Genomic DNA, 16,485 nt, shown 5'->3' on the forward strand with positions numbered 1-16,485 from the left:
AACATTTTCCCCGTCGCGGTTAAGTGCCTGTTCAGGCTGTTCTGGAATAGTCCGTCAAAGACGATTCGGAATTCTCCGAGGTGATGGAATGAGCCTTTCAGAAAAACTCGCGCAGGAAAGACGCGCGCGATTGGCAGCAGAGCGGCTTTTGGAATTGAAACAGACGGAACTGTTTCAAGCGAACCAAAAGCTAAGTCACCATGCACGCGCGTTATCAGATGAAATTATCGAAAAACGTCAGGAAATGAATGATGTTCGATCTGTGGCCGAAGCATTGAAAGGTGAAAACACCAAGGTTCGGTTTGATCTGAAGACTGCAGAAAGCAAAGTGGTGATCGCCGAACGAAGGTTGTGGGATTCCATTGAAACGATCGAAGACGGCTTTGCCGTTTTCGACAAAGAGCACAGGCTGGTCGCCGCGAACAAAAGCTATCTTGCAGCCTTTGACGGTATTGAAGAAGCCGCACCTTTTGTCACCTATACACGCCTGCTGGAACTGGCAACCGAAGAAGGCATTGTCGATATTGGCGATCAATGCCCGTCCGCTTGGCAGACGGAAATGCTCATACGCTGGCACAAAGAAGAAATCCCACAACAAACTATAAAGCTGTGGAATGGGCACTACCTGAAACTGGTGGATAAACGGTCACGCGATGGCGAGACCGTGTCCCTTGCACTCAACATCACCGATACGATCCAACACGAAAAAGAAATGAAGGAAGCGCGCAAAAAAGCAGAGGCTGCAAACCGCGCGAAATCTACCTTTCTGGCAAACATGAGCCATGAAATTCGCACCCCGATGAATGGGGTTGTCGGAATGGCCAACCTGCTGCGCGAAACTGCGCTGAACGAAGAGCAGCTGTTATACGCCAACACAATCAAAAGCTCCGCTGAGGCATTGTTGGTGATTATCAATGATGTTCTGGACTATTCGAAAATTGAAGCGAAAAAACTGACGCTTAATCCTGCACCATTTGATCTGGAACGTTGCATTTATGAAATTGTTTTTCTTCTGCTTCCTTCTGCGCGCGAGAAGGGCATCGACCTGCTTGTTGACTTTGATTTGTTGCTTCCAACCGTCTTTATCGGGGATGTTGGGCGCATTCGGCAGGTGCTGACCAACCTCATCGGAAATGCGCTTAAATTCACGCTTGAAGGGTACGTCGTGATCAACGTTGTTGGTTTTGAGAAGACTGAACCTGGCGTTACGCAAATTCATATATCTATCGAAGACACCGGTATCGGCATTCCCGCGGACATGGTCGATCATGTTTTTGGAGAATTCAATCAGGTCGAAGATGAGCGTAACCGCAAATTTGAAGGCACCGGGCTTGGCCTTGCGATTAGCAAAGAACTGATCGAATTAATGGGTGGTGAGCTTTGGGTAGACTCTGTCGTGGATGAAGGGTCTTGCTTTGGGTTCATGGTGTCGCTTCCGGTTGCAGATACGCAGCAAAGGGCGCTCTCGGCCTTGCCCAACCATTTAATGCATGCCGCAATCGTAACGCCAAACCCCATGACTGGCGAAATCCTTAACCGTCAACTTTCTGCACTTGGTGTTCAATCAAGTGTCTACCTCCGGGCGAAAGATCTGTTTGGCGGTAACACCGACAAATTTGATGTAGCCATAACCGAAACAGACCTGATTGATCTGACACCAGAGGAATTTGCCAATAAGCTGCACCAAAAGACCCCCGCACTTCCCATCATTTTCTTAACACATACGAACCAGCTGCAACTCAACAATTTTAGAGACACCGGGGTGCGCAAGCTCTTGCAGAAACCTGTGCCCCGCAGCCTGCTGTACAGTACTTTGTTAGATCTGTTCCCCCTGGAACAGTCGGTCGCAGATCTGGAGACCCATGGCGCAACGGGCCTTAAGCGACCCGGAGAACCTGGCAGAAGGATGAGGGTTCTCACCGCCGAAGATAACAAAACGAACCAACTCGTTTTTCGAAAATATGTAAAATCGCTGAACATCAAATTGAAAATCGTGAACAATGGGCAGGAGGCGATTGACGCCTATCAGGACTTTCAGCCTGACCTGATTTTCATGGACATCTCAATGCCTGAAATTGACGGGAAAGAAGCAACCCGAAAAATTCGCAAAATAGAGGTTCTTGAACAGAGACCACGCATCCCGATCATTGCCGTAACTGCGCATGCTTTAATGGGGGATGGCGCTGAAATTCTGGCAGCAGGGCTTGATTTCTACCTGACGAAACCTTTGGACAAAACCGCCATTCATAACAAAATCACCTCCGCAAAACCCAAAGATTGCGCTGATGTTTGGCCTTCTGATTACGTCCCGGTGTCAGCGAAGGCCGCCGTCTAGGCGGGCGACCGAAAGGGATTGCCATTCGGCGCAACGACGCACACCGAAAGTTAACTTTTTCAGAATCTCATTCCCAGGCTGAAGGCTAATCAACTCAACATGCTCAGTTCGACATCTGATGTCCATTTAACGCTACGCAGCCTGATCGCCCAAAAAACAAAGCCTGTCAAAGAGAGCGCCACCATGCCCGAATCTACGCCTCCCCCAAGTTCAAAGCGTTATCACTATTTCAAGATCTTCTATGCCTTATTCCTTTTAGCTTCCTATAGTGTGAGAATGGATGAATGGGGCGATCTCTGGTTTTTTGCCCTTACCACTGCATTCTGGGTGTTTGTTTGGGACATACGCCGCTACGTCCTATGGGAGCGGGCTTCAAAGCAACATTAAACTAGGACAGCATTACATCCGTCGCGTTCCATTTGTTCCAAGACATTCAGACGACTTTGATTCATACGCCCGATGTTTTCCAACTCATTCTTAACTTCAGATTTCAAACGCTCTAACTCACGCCTTGGCCCAGGGGTGGCGAGGAGGTTTATTGCGGCAGCTCCTCCTAAAGCCGTTAAAATTCCATTGGTGATATTCCGACCATTATTAATGGCCTGAGAAATTGAAACGCCAGTTCGTATTTTCTCGATATTGATTGCGAAAACGAGCAATACAAACGGTGGATTAATGCTTTAGAAACTGTGCGTGCGGAGCGTGACCGCTATCTTATGCACCGCCCTAGTCAGAAGAGAAAAAGGCTTGTCGCGCAGCGACGCAATTAAGAAACTGTTTCCATGACAGACCAAAAGGGCTTTCGCCCCCGCGCGCTAGGAGAAATAGCTATTCGGTGCAAAGACGTGCATCTAATGGCGCAGTTTTATCAGGACGTCGTCGGATTGACGCGCTTAAGCGGCGACCACAACACCAGTATTATCTTTCTCAAAATTGCAGATGGTTTTAACGGCCACACAGCCGTACTTGCACTGTTTCCCGGTGACGAACAGGATGAAGCGGGTGCACAATCCTCTCTCCACCACATTGCTCTGTCACTGCCCTATAAGGAACAAGAGGCTGTAATGACCTGGTATGAACAGATTAAACAGCCCTATACGGTGGAGCATTTTGGCTGGATCGGCTGGTGCGGGATTTTCACCAAAGACCCCGAAGGAAACACCGTAGAACTGGTTGCTTACGATGTTTCCGAATTCTCCGGATAGTCACGCAGGAAAACCCAACGGTCCTTTTCCGACATGTCAGGGATATAGCGGTAGCCGCCGCTGTCGAAATCTTTCAGACCTTCCGGGTCTGTCAGGCGGCGTTCGATCACAAAACGCGCCATCGCGCCGCGTGCCTTTTTGGCAAAAAAGCTTACGATCTTTACCTGTCCGTTTCTGTCTTCCATGAACACAGGGGTTATTACCCTGACATTGAGGGCTTTTGGATCAACCGCCGTAAAATACTCAACCGATGCGCAATTTACCAACACGTCAGTGTTTACTGCGGCTGCTGCCGTGTTCAGCGCATGGGATATCCTGTCGCCCCAATAGTCATACAGCGATTTGCCACGCTTCGTGGCAAGGCGGCTACCCATTTCAAGGCGATAGGGCTGCATCTGATCAAGCGGGCGCAAAATGCCGTATAGACCAGATAAAATGCGTAGATGATCCTGCGCCCAGTTCATTTCGTCGTCAGAAAGGGTTGCAGCCTCAAGCCCCAGATAGGTATCCCCCGCAAACATCAGTGCAGCGGGCGCAGTTTCCTCTGGCTCGGGTTCCGCCTTGAAACCGGCGAAACGGCCCGCGTTCAGGCGTGCAAGGTTTTCGCTGATCCCCATAAGTTTTTGCAGCTTCGGAACCGAAAGCTTGCGTGCAACATCTGCAAGGGTGACAGCATCATCCTGAAACACAGGGGCGGTCTTTGGCAGCTCTGTCCCTGCCTTTTCGTTCAGCCGTTTGGCCGGGGAAACCACCACCAACATCTGCGTTATCCTTCCGTAAGAACTTCAAGAAATGCAGGGCCAAACCGTTCTGCCCGCTTGTCACCCAGCATTCTGGTAATACTACCGATCTCTTTTGGGCGCATTGCCGCAATTTTAGCAAGTAGCGAGGCAGAACAGCTCATCGGTTTATCCGTCCCGTCCGGGCCGCGCTGTAACTCTGCCTGCACTTCCAACAACTGGTCATAAAGGGTACCGGCATTGCGCCCGGATAGCTTTCGTCTGGCAGGGTGCGAAGCTTCAGTTGCATCACCCGTGATGACCTGCAAAAACTCGGACCCATAGCTTTCCAGCTTCTTCGCTCCGACGCCACCAATACCGGCCATCTGATCCATCGTGGCCGGTCTGGTTTCAGCCATCTCTATCAGCGTGCGATCATTAAAAATTATATAGGCTGGCACATTTGCAGCTTCAGCCAATGCGCGGCGTTTCGCCTTTAGCGCAGACAATAGCGGGGCATCTTCGTCGCTGACCAGCGACTTTACAGCAGGACGGTGCAGCGCATTCTTTATCGTGTCACGACGCAGTTCAATCCTAGCCTCGTCCCGCAAGATCGGCCTCGCGATGTCTGTCATGCGCAGCGCACCGTGGCGTTCTGAATCGGGACGCACAAGGTCATGACCCATCATCTGCCGGAAAATTGCCTGCCATTCCGGGCTGCTGTATTCCTTGCCGACACCAAAGGTTGGCAAGGTTTCGTGCCCGCGCTGACGCACCTTGTCAGTTTCTTTGCCTGTCAGAATGTCGATCAGATGCCCGGCGCCAAAATACTCGCCCGTGCGCAGAATTGCGGACAGGGCTTTCCTGACGGCAACGGTCCCGTCAAAAACATCGGCTGGGGTTTCACAAAGATCGCAGTTGCCACAGGGGTCCGGCGTTTCACCAAAATAGCGCAGCAAGGTCTGTCGACGACACCGCAGCGATTCAGCCAGCCCCAGCAGCGCGTTCAGACGCGCATGGTCTGCCATGCGGCGTTCTGCTGGTGCCAAGCTTTCGTCAATTTGAGTTCGCCGCAGACGAATATCTTCCGGACCAAACAAAGTAAGCGTTTCTGCAGGCGCACCATCGCGACCCGCACGGCCAATTTCCTGATAGTAAGCCTCGATCGACTTAGGCAAATCCGCGTGCGCTACCCAACGGATATCGGGCTTATCGATACCCATGCCAAAGGCAACGGTTGCAACAACAATCAAACCATCTTCTCGCTGAAAACGGGATTCGACCACGCGGCGGTCTTCGGCTGCCATGCCACCATGATAATGGCATGCCAGATGTCCGGCGTCTGAAAGGGCACGTGCGAGAGATTCCGTTTTGGCGCGGGTGCCACAATAGACAATGCCCGGCTGACCTTTGCGCGCGCTGGCGAACGACAAAATCTGTTGGCGCGGGCTGTTCTTTGCCTGAAACGCAAGGTTTATATTGGGCCGGTCAAAACCATAAAGAAAGCTGGCCGGCGGCTCACCCTCAAACAGACGGGTGACAATCTCAGCGCGCGTTTCTTCATCCGCTGTTGCGGTAAATGCGGCAAGCGGAACATTTAGGTTCTTCCTCAGCTCACCAATACGCAGGTAATCGGGGCGGAAATCATGCCCCCATTGGCTGACGCAATGCGCCTCATCCACCGCTATCAGACTGACACCAACACGCCGAAGCATATTTTGTGTACCACCCGCTGAAAGACGTTCGGGTGCCATATAAAGAAGTTTCAGGCGACCCGCATCGAGCGCCTGATACACCTCTTCAGTTTCTTCATCTGTGTTTCCGGATGTAAGCGCCCCGGCCTCTACCCCGGCTTGACGCAAGGCACGCACCTGATCGCGCATCAGGGCAATCAGCGGGGAGATCACAACCGTTACGCCTTCGCGGCAAAGCGCAGGAAGTTGAAAGCAAAGCGATTTTCCACCACCCGTCGGCATGATTGCCAGCGTGTTCTGACCCGCAATCACAGCATCAACAATCTCGGCCTGTCCGGGGCGAAACTCAGAGAATCCAAAGACAGATGACAGAAATTCCTGCGCGCGGGACATGGGCCTCTAATTTTGTTTATTGCTCGATTTGCCCGGACTATTTCACACCGCCTGCGCGGCGACAATCCCTAGTAGAAAAGTGCAGCGTTGTTGCGCAGGATTATCCGAACGGCAATCAGCGCGATGAACGCAACCAGCGGGGCCAGATCAAGGCCGCTTACCGGGGGTAAAAACTGTCTGATACGGCTGTAAACCGGCTCTAACAAACGGTTCAGGCCGTCCCAGACCTGCGCAACGATTGGCTGGTGCAAGTTCAGTACCTGAAAGTTGATCAGCCAGCTCATGATAATATGTGCGATCATGATGAACCAAAGCACATCAAGGATCAGCATCAGGATTTGGTAAAGTGAAGTCATGCGCGCGGTACCTTTGTTCAAAAACCCGTGGCCAAGACCTAAGCATTACGTTGCTATGACGCAAGCTATGTTCCGCTACGTTGGGCTTGACCTCTGCAATTCTCTCACGCACCAGAGCAGTCGAAGGAGAGTTGCAGATGTACCCGTTTTTCCGCATGACAAAAGAGTTGTACGTAAGCCGAAATGCCGATCCGCTGCCTTTCACGGGAACACATGTATCGCATCACAGGTGCTGGCCGTGGGATCTTGACCTTTGGCTGGAGCTGAACAATGGGCGCACGCTTACGCTTTTTGATCTGGGCCGTATTCCCCTTGCCCGTCGCGTTGGGTTGATAACAGCGCTTCGTAAAAACGGCTGGGGTCTGACGATGGCAGGTGTTTCCGTGCGCTACCGACAACGCGTGCGGGTCATGGACAAGGTCGAAATTCACAGCCGTGCGGTCGGTTGGGACGACAGGTTTATCTATATTGATCAGACAATGTGGAAACGTGGTGAGTGCACCAGCCAGGCGCTTTATCGAACTGCCGTCACCAGCAAGGACGGCATCGTCACGCCGATACGCGTGATGGAGACGATAGGCGACGTCGTCGAAAGCCCCGCTTTGCCAGCCTGGGTTAAGAACTGGATCGATGCGGATGCAACCCGGCCCTGGCCACCGGAGCGAACCGCGGACTGAACCATCGCTTGCGCAGCGTCTGCTTTGGCTATCTTATCAAGGAAAAGAACCGGGGTACGAGCAATGGCGGAAGTCACGCTGAAGAAGAAAATCTGGGGTTGGTTCTTCTTTGACTGGGCCAGCCAACCCTATAACACGCTATTGCTGACGTTTATTTTTGGCCCTTACATTAAATCTATCATCGGTGACGGCGCCGATGCGCAGGCTATTTGGGGGTTTGGTGTTGCGGCGGCGGGCATATTGATTGCGCTGTTTGCTCCGATACTTGGCGCAATCGCCGACAACTCTGGCAATCGCATACGCTGGATCTGGCTGTTTTCACTCATGTATTTCGTAGGGGCCTTCGGGCTTTGGTGGTCAGCACCCGACAATTTCAACCTGACATTTATTATGGTGTCATTTGTGATTGGGCTGATCGGGATGGAGTTTGCCACCATCTTTACAAACTCCATGCTGCCTGACCTTGGCCCACGTGAAGAGATCGGCCGTTTGTCTGGCAACGGCTGGGCCTTTGGCTACGTTGGCGGTTTGCTAGCGCTTATCACAATGCTGTTGTTTTTTGCAGAACAAGGGAACGGCAAAACGCTGGCAGGGCTTGATCCGTTGTTCGGTCTGGATGCGACCGCGCGCGAGGGAACCAGGTTTGTTGGCCCGCTCGCCGCAATCTGGTTTGCTGTTTTCATGATTCCGTTTTTCCTTTGGGTAAAAGACCCCAAGCAAACCGGGATATCTGTTGCTCGAACCTCGGGGGCAATGTCTGATCTTTGGAAAACGATCAAACGGCTTCCCCGTTCACCCAGCCTGTTTGCCTACCTCGGCTCATCCATGTTCTACCGCGATGCGCTGAACGGGATTTACACCTTTGGTGGAATTTACGCGGCAGGGGTTCTTGAATGGAGCACGGTTGATACCGGGATATTCGGTATTCTGGCGATTATCACCGGTGCGGTCTTTGCATGGATTGGGGGTCGTGCAGATGCAGCCTATGGCCCAAAACCGGTGATCAAACTATGCGTGGTTACCTTAACAATCGTCGCTGTTCTGGTGGTGTTTGTTTCGCGCACTCATGTCTTTGGCATCGCGGTTGATGCGTCCTCAAAACTGCCAGATATTGCTTTTTATGTTCTCGGAGCAGCAATCGGGGCCGCTGGTGGGGCTCTGCAATCGGCAAGCCGAACGATGATGGTCTATCAAGCGAATCCCAACCGCATGACAGAGGCGTTCGGACTTTACGCACTCTCAGGTAAGGCAACGTCATTCATTGCGCCTCTTTTGATAGGGACGGTTACCGCGATAACCGGTAGTCAGAGCCTCGGAATATCGCCGCTTATCGCACTCTTTGTTTTAGGACTGGTTTTGCTAAGATGGGTCAAACCAGAAGGAGATCATGGCGCATGATGTATCGAGCGGTTGCAGCCTTTGTTCTGAGCATCTGCTTGGCAGGATCTGCTGCTGCAGAACAACCTGCAAAAGAACTTTTTGGCGCAATGCGAAGCGGGTCTGAGCAACACGCGGCACCGCTTGGCAGTTACGCACGCGGATGCGTTGCGGGGGCAGTTCAGCTTCCCGAAACCGGGCCGACCTGGCAGGCCATGCGGCTTAGCCGGAACCGCAATTGGGGACACCCCGAAACTGTTGCATTCATCGAACGGCTTAGTCGTCATGCCCGCAGTTTCGGCTGGAATGGGCTCTACATCGGTGACATGTCGCAGCCGCGGGGCGGGCCGATGCTGTCTGGTCACAGATCGCATCAGATTGGTCTGGATGCAGATATCTGGATGCGGCCAGCGATGAATTTGACACTTAGCCGCCGCCAGCGCGAAAACCTGTCTTCTGTTTCGATGCGGCGCGCTGAAGGGGCTTATGTCAACAACGATTGGACGCCAGCGCATCACGCCATTCTCCGGGCTGCCGCAAGTGACCCTGCGGTCGCCCGGATTTTCCTATTTCCGGGCGCGAAGGTTCAGATGTGCAACGACGAAACCGGTGACCGGACGTGGTTGCGCAAGATCCGGCCATGGTGGGGACATCACTATCATTTCCACGTGCGCCTGAAATGCCCAAGGGGAGCGCGCAATTGCACGAACCAAGACCCACCGCCCGCCGGAGACGGATGCGCAGAGGCACAAAAATGGGTTGATGACATTCTGAACCCGCCCCCGCCACAGCCGGTTGACCCGAATGCACCACCGCCTCGTGCGCGGCGCGAGCTTACTTTGGCGGACCTGCCGCAGCAGTGCAGAAGCGTGTTGTCGGCGAACTGAGAGGCACGTGACCCGCTAAGAATGCCTTGATCTGGCGCATCAGCCTGTGCTACGTGCGCCGCGTCCTGCATGTTGCAGGGCCAAGTCTCCGCTACCTTGATAAAACGGACCAGATTTATGACCAGAATTCTTCCCGGCGTAATCGCCATGGCTGCCATTGTTGTGGCGTCCAACATCCTTGTGCAGTTCCTGTTTGGCAACTGGCTGACGTGGGGTGCCTTCATATACCCGCTTTCGTTTCTTGTGACTGATGTGATGAACCGCGTTTATGGCTCTGACGCGGCACGCAAAGTTGTGTTCGTCGGTTTCATCGCGGGCATTGTTTGTTCCCTGATTGGCTCGCAAATCATGATCGAAGTTGCACCCGAAGTTCTGGTGCCTGCCGTTGCATTGCGTATCGCAATCGGCTCTGCAATTGCCTTTTTGGTCGCCCAATTGCTGGATGTTGCGATTTTCAACCGACTGCGCGACGGGGCATGGTGGCGTGCACCTTTGGCGTCCACACTGGTCGGGTCAACCATCGACACGGCCCTGTTCTTCTCTATCGCTTTTGCCGGATCAATAACCGTATTTGGAACCGCGGCGAACGAAGCTGTCGCATGGGCCGGTGGCGTCGTACCCTTCCTTGGCGTGGGTGCCGAAGCACCGCTTTGGGTGTCGCTTGCCGTCGCTGATTGGGTTGTGAAAACGACAATCGCACTGATCGCACTGGTGCCTTTTAGGCTGCTCGTTGGCAAAATGATGGCAAATGCTGCGTAATTTCTTTTGACAAACACAAAATATGTGCCACGCTCCTAGTTGTGAATATCAACCAGAAAGGAGGTGCCAATGATTATTGGGAAACAGGAGCAACTGGTAAAGGTTACAGGCGAGAGGACGATTTAGGGGGCAGCCCCTCTACTTAACAATCTGGCTACAGGCGCACCTCCGGGTCCCTGCTTGCCACCTCCAATTCTCGAGGAGAGCCCGTGCGAAGCTCGCGCGGGCTCTTTCCGTTTTTACGTACCGACGATAGACTTTGAACCATGTTGCAGATCAACGATGACATAACGCTGGCCGATTGGGAGCTGAGCGAAAGCTTCACCCGCTCGTCCGGCCCCGGCGGGCAGAATGTGAACAAGGTCTCGACAGCGGTCGAGCTACGGTTCGAGGCCGCGCGCAGCCCAAATCTGACACCTGCCGTGAAGACCCGGCTTAAGCGACTCGCAGGACGGCGCTGGACACTGGACGGCGCACTCATCCTGCGGGTCGAAGACACCCGCAGCCAGACCCGCAACCGCGAAATCGCGCGGGAACGGCTGACAGAGTTGGTGCGAAAAGCACTGGTCGCCCCGAAACGCCGGATCGCGACAAGACCAACGTTAGGGTCGAAAAAGCGACGGCTGAAGGCCAAGAAGGTGCGCGGGGAAGTGAAGACGCTGCGGGGACGGGTTGAGGGGGAGCAATGAACGGTGTTTAGTATCTATTCTCCGAACTAACAGTCTGGTGATTAGGCTTTCAATTGGCGCGGAACCTTCCTGACAAATAAGCTCTAGTTGACGGCGATTGCGCACTCAAAGATTTTTGTATCTGCTTAAATTCATTTGTAACTTCACTTATTATTTCTGCCGCTGATCTCCCTACACCAGATTCTTTCGATGGAATTTCTGCTTGTGGTTTAGCAATTGAGGTTGCAAGCTTGCTCATAAATATCTCCCAAAACTTTTTGTTCACAATGAATCAAGGCGTGAATCGTATCAAGCATATAGTTGAGAAACTCACCAACTCCTAAAGAGGATTTAAAAAACCATATGTCCGACCCACATAATTTTCCTGAGCTAGTATTCGGTTTGGTTGGCCCGATTGGATGCGACATTCACGAGGTTGAGCAAGCACTAGCTAACGCTCTAAAGGAGGTAGATTATTCACCTCATCTAATTAGTTTGAGCGAGTCGATTGCCGACTTGTTAGCAATAAAGAAAAATGAAAGACCGATACTCAATACTCTTGAGAAAAAGATTGATGCTGGAAATGAAGTGCGAGAGCTATTTGGTCAAAAAGGTATACTTGCGGTTGAAGCAATTCGAAGAATTAGACATTCTAGAAATCAAGAGCATTCCACACGCGGTACCAAAATACCAGCTGTCGAAGGTGCGAACGAACTTATTGAACTAAGCGACTTTCCTGCGACCAAAACAGCTTACATAGTCAGGCAACTCAAAAGACCAGAAGAAATTGAACTTTTGGAAAGAGTATATGGAAAGCAATTTATTCAGGTGTCGATCACTCAAGAGAAATCCAAACGGCATGCGAATATATCTCAAAGGACCAGAGTTGAGCTGCCGAATCTGGATAACGATGCTTGTGATGAGCATGCCAGAAAGTTAATAAAAAGAGACGAAAATGAAGACGAGGACGGTAACGGAAACAAGTTGATTTTCGGCCAAAAACTTGGAGTAATTTTTCAGTTTGGAGATGTTTTTATTGATGCTTCAACGCAAGATACAATTTCCAATACATGCCGTCGCTTCATACGAGCTCTGTTTGGCCAAACTAGCATTGCGCCTACACGAGACGAATTTGGTAGTTATCTCGCTAAAGCTGCATCGTTAAGATCCGTCGATCTGTCTCGCCAAGTTGGCGCTGCAATTATTTCAAAAGATGGGGACCTTATTACAATCGGTTGTAACGAAGTTCCCAAACCCTCCGGTGGAAATTACTGGGACGAAGATGAAAACAAAGCACGCGATGTCGATAAAAAAGCAGAAGCTAACAAAGAAGAAACAAATAGAATTATTTTTGATTTTCTGAGAGTTCTGAAAGAAAAAAACGTTATTCGAAAAAAAAGACGCCAGAAAAAATTCTATCTAAAAGCAAAATCCGCGATGCGATAAACGACTCACTAATTGGAAGTATTACTGAATATGGTCGAATGGTTCACGCCGAAATGAATGCAATAACAGACGCGGCAAGACTTGGGCGCGGCGTGAAAAACGCAATTCTATACGTTACGACGTTCCCATGTCACAATTGTGCGAAACATATTATCGCCGCAGGCATAAAACGTATCGTGTTCATTGAACCCTACCCCAAAAGCAGAACGGAACTATTATATGGCGATGCAATTGCGACGAGCCAGAAAGATACAGATTCCCTTCAACTTGAGCACTTCTCCGGAATTTCACCAAGAAGATATCGTGACATATTCGAGAAAGGTAAAAGACGCGACAAATCTGGAAAAGTTTTTGATTGGTATGAGAATGTCTGCAAGCCCCGAATTGGTCGCCGAGAAACAGACTATACCGTCGCTGAAAGACAGGCCTTAATAGACAACCCTTATAACATAGAGAATGGCTAAACCACCACTTCCACCGCCTCCTGCTCCCCTACCCCAAACACACGTTTATACCGGGCAATCTCATCCGCCGGACCCATTGCTTTGTTTGGGTTGTCTGACAGTTTGACGGTTGGGCGTCCGTTGGCCGAGATGGCTTTGCAGACCAGCGAGAATGGTGCGAGGGCGTCGTTGGGCACAAGGCCACGAAAGTCATTGGTCAGCAATGTGCCCCAGCCAAATGCTATCTTTACCCGGCCTTCGAATTGCGTGTTCAGTTCCAGTATCTTTTCAACATCCAGCCCATCAGAAAAAATCACCAGCTTTTCGCGCGGGTCTTCACCGCGACTTTTCCACCAGTTAATCACAATTTCTGCACCTGTCGCAGGGTCGCCTGAATCGATCCGGATGCCTGTCCACTGGTTCAGCCATTCTGGTGCGTCGTTCAGGAAGCCTTCTGTTCCGTAGGTGTCAGGCAGAATGACCTGCAGGTTACCGTCATGTTCATCCTGCCAGTCGGCAAGCACCTGATAGGGGGCCTGTGCGAGTTCTTCGTCACTGTCCGCCAATGCAGAATACACCATCGGGAGTTCATGCGCGTTGGTGCCGATCGCCTCTACCTCGCGGTGCATGGCGATCAGGCAGTTTGAGGTGCCGACAAAGCTGTCGCCCAGCCCTTCCAGCATTGCCTGCACACACCAGTCCTGCCACAGAAAGCTGTGGCGGCGGCGGGTGCCAAAATCGGCGATTTTGAGCGAGTCTACATCGCGCAGGCGTTCAACCTTTTCCCAGACCTTGGTCATTGCACGGGCGTAAAGCACCTGTAGCTCAAACCGGCCCATGCCTTTCAACACCGCGCGGCTGCGCAGCTCCATCAGCACGGACAGAGCGGGAATTTCCCAAAGCATGGCCTCTGGCCAGCTGCCCTCAAACGTCAGTTCATATTGGTCATTCCGGCGTTCAAGGTGGTAGGCGGGCAGGCGCAACTGTTCGAACCATTCCATAAAATCCGAGCGGAACATCTGGCGTTTGCCGTAGAACATGTTGCCGCGCAACCAGGTGCTTTCCCCGCGCGACAAGGACAGGGTGCGAATGTGATCTAGCTGTTCGCGTAGTTCGCCTTCGTCAATCAAATCTGCAAGCGGGATATGCGTGGAGCGGTTGATCAGTGAAAAGGTAACATTCGTGTCAGGCTTGTTGCGAAACACCGACTGGCACATCAGAAGTTTGTAAAAATCGGTATCGATCAACGACCGGACGATTGGGTCGATCTTCCATTTGTGGTTATAAACCCGGGTTGCGATATCAACCATTACCAGACTCCTGTGCCAACGGCGTTGATACGCCATCGAACGGCGCAGGTGTAGCATTTTTCATAAGAGACAATGGGCGCGATCTGATCAGTCAACAAGCTCAACGCCTACAGCCTTCATACCTTTAATGGCCGCATCAAGTGATCCATCAAGATCGATCGCGCGACAGGCCGGGGTGACAACAGAAACGTCAAATCCAAGATTGGCCGCATCAACAGCGGAAAAATTCACACAAAAATCAGTGGCGAGGCCAACCATCGTAAGCGTCGTAACACCGCGCGTGCGAAGATACCCTTCCAGCCCGGTTGGTGTTTTATGGTCATTTTCGAAAAAGGCGGAATAGCTGTCTATTTCAGGACGGAACCCCTTGCGGATGATCATATTCGCTGGGTCCGTTTCAAGCGCTGAATGAAACGCCGCCCCTGTAGACCCCTGAACACAATGATCCGGCCAAAGCACCTGTGGGCCATAAGGCATCTCTGTCATCTCAAACGGCGATTTGCCAGTATGACTGGACGCAAAGGATGAATGCCCAGCCGGGTGCCAGTCTTGCGTGAAAACGCGCACGTGAAAGTCACGCAGCATCCCGTTTATCAGCGGCACGATTTCATCACCCCCCGCAACGGCAAGGGCACCACCGGGGCAGAAATCATTTTGCACATCTATGACAATCAGGGCTTCGTTTGCAGGTCTCATTCAGATGCTCCTTCTGTGCCTGTACCTTGCCTATTCAGCACCCGGCCCTGCGTCAATGCTGCACTCTTGCATAGACGCGCAGACAGGAATAAATGACGGCCATGATTATCGTAGCTGCTCTATATCATTTCACCCGGTTCGACGACATCGCCGCCATCCAAAAACCCTTGCAGGCGCTTTGCGACACGTATGGCAACAAAGGGTCCTTATTGCTGGCACGCGAAGGCATCAATGGCACAGTAGCCGGAAGCCGCGAAGGTCTGGATGCCATGCTGGCGCATATTCGCACCCTGCCCGGTTGTTCCGATCTGGAGCACAAGGAAAGCCCCGCTTCAACGATGCCATTCAACCGCATGAAAGTTCGCCTGAAGCGCGAGATCGTGACCATGGGCCAGCCTGATGTGGACCCGCTGGCAGCTGTTGGAAACTATGTTGCGCCAAAAGACTGGAACGACCTGATCCGCCAGGATGATGTTGTCATCATTGATACACGCAATGATTACGAGGTGGCGATTGGTACCTTTGAGGGTGCAATTGACCCGCTGACCAAAAGCTTTGGCGAGTTTCCGGATTGGTGGCAGGAAAACAAAGACCGTTTTCACAACAAACGCGTCGCGATGTTCTGCACTGGCGGTATACGTTGCGAAAAATCAACTAATTACTTGATTGGTCAGGGTGTGGAAGACGTCTTTCACCTGAAAGGCGGCATACTCAAATACCTCGAGGACGTCCCGGCAGACGACAGCACATGGAATGGTGAATGTTTCGTTTTTGATCAGCGGGTGTCAGTGGGCCACGGTTTGGTGGAGGGACCGCACGAGTTGTGCTTTGCCTGCCGTCGGCCAATCTTGCCCGAAGACAAGGCTCGTCCCGAGTATGAGGAGGGCGTAAGCTGCCATCTTTGTGTTGACGAGCAAACTGAAAGTCAGCGCGAACGTTTTCGCGAGCGGCAAAAACAAATTGCGTTGTCAAAGGCCCGCGGCGAAAGCCACATGGGGCCTTAAGCGGCAGGTTTTCGCATCATTTGTACGAACAGTTTTCCAGATTAAGATTGCATTCATGCCTCTCTGTTACCCCTAAACACGGGTGAGAAAAGAGGTGGTGGGATGAGCGCGATGCCAAACGCGCCAGTCATCATAAAGCGGAAGAAGATTGTTGTAAGCACCGGCCACCATGGGGGGGCCTGGAAGGTTGCTTACGCAGATTTTGTAACGGCCATGATGGCCTTCTTCATGCTTATGTGGCTGCTGAACGCAACGACTGAACAACAACGCAAGGGGCTTGCTGATTACTTTAGCCCCACCATTCCAGTGAACCGGATTTCCGGTGGGGGTGATGGTGCTTTCAGCGGTGACAGTGTCTTTTCAGAAGAAACACTGGCGCAAAACGGGACAGGCGCATCATCACACAAACCAACCGAAGAAAATTGTCTAGCCCCCAATTTCAGTACCAGTAATTTTCGTTTTCTCTAATAAGGTTTCAAGCACTGGCGGGCGCATGTTCAATGCGTGATGTGGTCT

15 protein-coding genes and 1 pseudogene are annotated in these 16,485 nt (G+C 51.9%); 10 read left to right on the forward strand and 6 right to left on the reverse strand.

The features are described 5' to 3' along the window. Positions 1-88: 88 nt before the first annotated feature. Both MWU63_RS14580 and MWU63_RS14585 read left to right on the forward strand, forming a co-directional pair. Positions 89-2,335 carry a response regulator gene (locus tag MWU63_RS14580; RefSeq protein WP_213890516.1) on the forward strand — a complete coding sequence of 749 codons (2,247 nt, stop codon included), beginning with the start codon at positions 89-91 and terminating at the stop codon, positions 2,333-2,335. 782 nt (positions 2,336-3,117) lie between these two features. Beyond that, positions 3,118-3,540, forward strand: a complete 423-nt coding sequence (locus tag MWU63_RS14585) for a VOC family protein (protein WP_213890517.1) — start codon at positions 3,118-3,120, stop codon at positions 3,538-3,540. Here MWU63_RS14585 and yaaA read toward each other — a convergent pair. The 3 genes from yaaA to MWU63_RS14600 all read right to left on the reverse strand — a co-directional run bounded on the left by yaaA (position 3,513) and on the right by MWU63_RS14600 (position 6,702). Then, positions 3,513-4,301 carry a peroxide stress protein YaaA gene (yaaA, locus tag MWU63_RS14590; RefSeq protein ID WP_213890518.1) on the reverse strand — a complete coding sequence of 263 codons (789 nt, stop codon included), beginning with the start codon at positions 4,299-4,301 and terminating at the stop codon, positions 3,513-3,515. The genes MWU63_RS14585 and yaaA overlap by 28 nt on opposite strands. 5 nt (positions 4,302-4,306) lie before the next feature. Then, positions 4,307-6,346, reverse strand: coding sequence for a DNA helicase RecQ (gene recQ / locus MWU63_RS14595; protein ID WP_247078515.1), 2,040 nt, complete (start codon positions 6,344-6,346; stop codon positions 4,307-4,309). Between the two features lie 68 nt (positions 6,347-6,414). Beyond that, positions 6,415-6,702: a YggT family protein gene (locus tag MWU63_RS14600; RefSeq protein ID WP_247078517.1), complete on the reverse strand. Its 288-nt coding sequence runs from the start codon at positions 6,700-6,702 to the stop codon at positions 6,415-6,417. A 137-nt stretch (positions 6,703-6,839) separates the two neighbouring features. On the opposite strand from MWU63_RS14600, the gene MWU63_RS14605 reads away from it, so the two are divergent. The 5 genes from MWU63_RS14605 (at position 6,840) to arfB (ending at position 11,091) form a co-directional block, all read left to right on the forward strand. Next, entirely contained in the window at positions 6,840-7,379 is a 540-nt protein-coding gene (locus tag MWU63_RS14605) for an acyl-CoA thioesterase (protein ID WP_213890521.1), read from the forward strand. Between the two features lie 63 nt (positions 7,380-7,442). Next, positions 7,443-8,777 (forward strand): MFS transporter, encoded by a 1,335-nt coding sequence (locus MWU63_RS14610; RefSeq protein ID WP_213890522.1) that lies wholly within the window; start codon positions 7,443-7,445, stop codon positions 8,775-8,777. Continuing rightward, positions 8,774-9,643 carry a penicillin-insensitive murein endopeptidase gene (gene mepA, locus MWU63_RS14615; protein WP_213890523.1) on the forward strand — a complete coding sequence of 290 codons (870 nt, stop codon included), beginning with the start codon at positions 8,774-8,776 and terminating at the stop codon, positions 9,641-9,643. The genes MWU63_RS14610 and mepA overlap by 4 nt, the downstream gene beginning before the upstream one ends. Before the next feature lie 117 nt (positions 9,644-9,760). Beyond that, complete coding sequence (locus MWU63_RS14620; protein ID WP_213890524.1) at positions 9,761-10,402, forward strand: queuosine precursor transporter; 642 nt, start codon at positions 9,761-9,763, stop codon at positions 10,400-10,402. A 266-nt stretch (positions 10,403-10,668) separates the two neighbouring features. After that, positions 10,669-11,091, forward strand: a complete 423-nt coding sequence (arfB, locus tag MWU63_RS14625) for an alternative ribosome rescue aminoacyl-tRNA hydrolase ArfB (protein WP_213890525.1) — start codon at positions 10,669-10,671, stop codon at positions 11,089-11,091. A 49-nt stretch (positions 11,092-11,140) separates the two neighbouring features. On the opposite strand, the gene MWU63_RS14630 is transcribed toward arfB, so the two are convergent. Beyond that, positions 11,141-11,329 carry a hypothetical protein gene (locus MWU63_RS14630; protein ID WP_213890526.1) on the reverse strand — a complete coding sequence of 63 codons (189 nt, stop codon included), beginning with the start codon at positions 11,327-11,329 and terminating at the stop codon, positions 11,141-11,143. Between the two features lie 104 nt (positions 11,330-11,433). Between MWU63_RS14630 and MWU63_RS14635 the strand changes: the two genes are divergently transcribed. After that, positions 11,434-12,516, forward strand: coding sequence for a hypothetical protein (locus tag MWU63_RS14635; protein ID WP_213890527.1), 1,083 nt, complete (start codon positions 11,434-11,436; stop codon positions 12,514-12,516). Positions 12,517-12,976: 460 nt separating this feature from the next. Here MWU63_RS14635 and pncB read toward each other — a convergent pair whose 3' ends face one another. Then, the gene (pncB, locus tag MWU63_RS14640) at positions 12,977-14,269 is read right to left on the reverse strand and encodes a nicotinate phosphoribosyltransferase (protein ID WP_213890529.1); all 1,293 of its coding nucleotides are present in this window, start codon (positions 14,267-14,269) and stop codon (positions 12,977-12,979) included. Between the two features lie 87 nt (positions 14,270-14,356). Continuing rightward, positions 14,357-14,965 (reverse strand): bifunctional nicotinamidase/pyrazinamidase, encoded by a 609-nt coding sequence (gene pncA, locus MWU63_RS14645; RefSeq protein WP_213890530.1) that lies wholly within the window; start codon positions 14,963-14,965, stop codon positions 14,357-14,359. 101 nt (positions 14,966-15,066) lie between these two features. Here pncA and MWU63_RS14650 point away from each other — a divergent pair, with 101 nt between their 5' ends. Both MWU63_RS14650 and MWU63_RS14655 read left to right on the forward strand, forming a co-directional pair. Continuing rightward, on the forward strand, positions 15,067-15,969 hold the full coding sequence (locus MWU63_RS14650; RefSeq protein WP_247078521.1) for a rhodanese-related sulfurtransferase: 903 nt from the start codon (positions 15,067-15,069) through the stop codon (positions 15,967-15,969). A gap of 102 nt (positions 15,970-16,071) precedes the next feature. Then, positions 16,072-16,371, forward strand: a pseudogene (locus MWU63_RS14655) (flagellar motor protein MotB); the annotation flags it as partial. Positions 16,372-16,485 lie beyond the last annotated feature (114 nt).

This window comes from Pseudohalocynthiibacter sp. F2068 (genome assembly GCF_023015645.1).
Taxonomy (GTDB): Bacteria; Pseudomonadota; Alphaproteobacteria; order Rhodobacterales; family Rhodobacteraceae; genus Pseudohalocynthiibacter; species Pseudohalocynthiibacter aestuariivivens.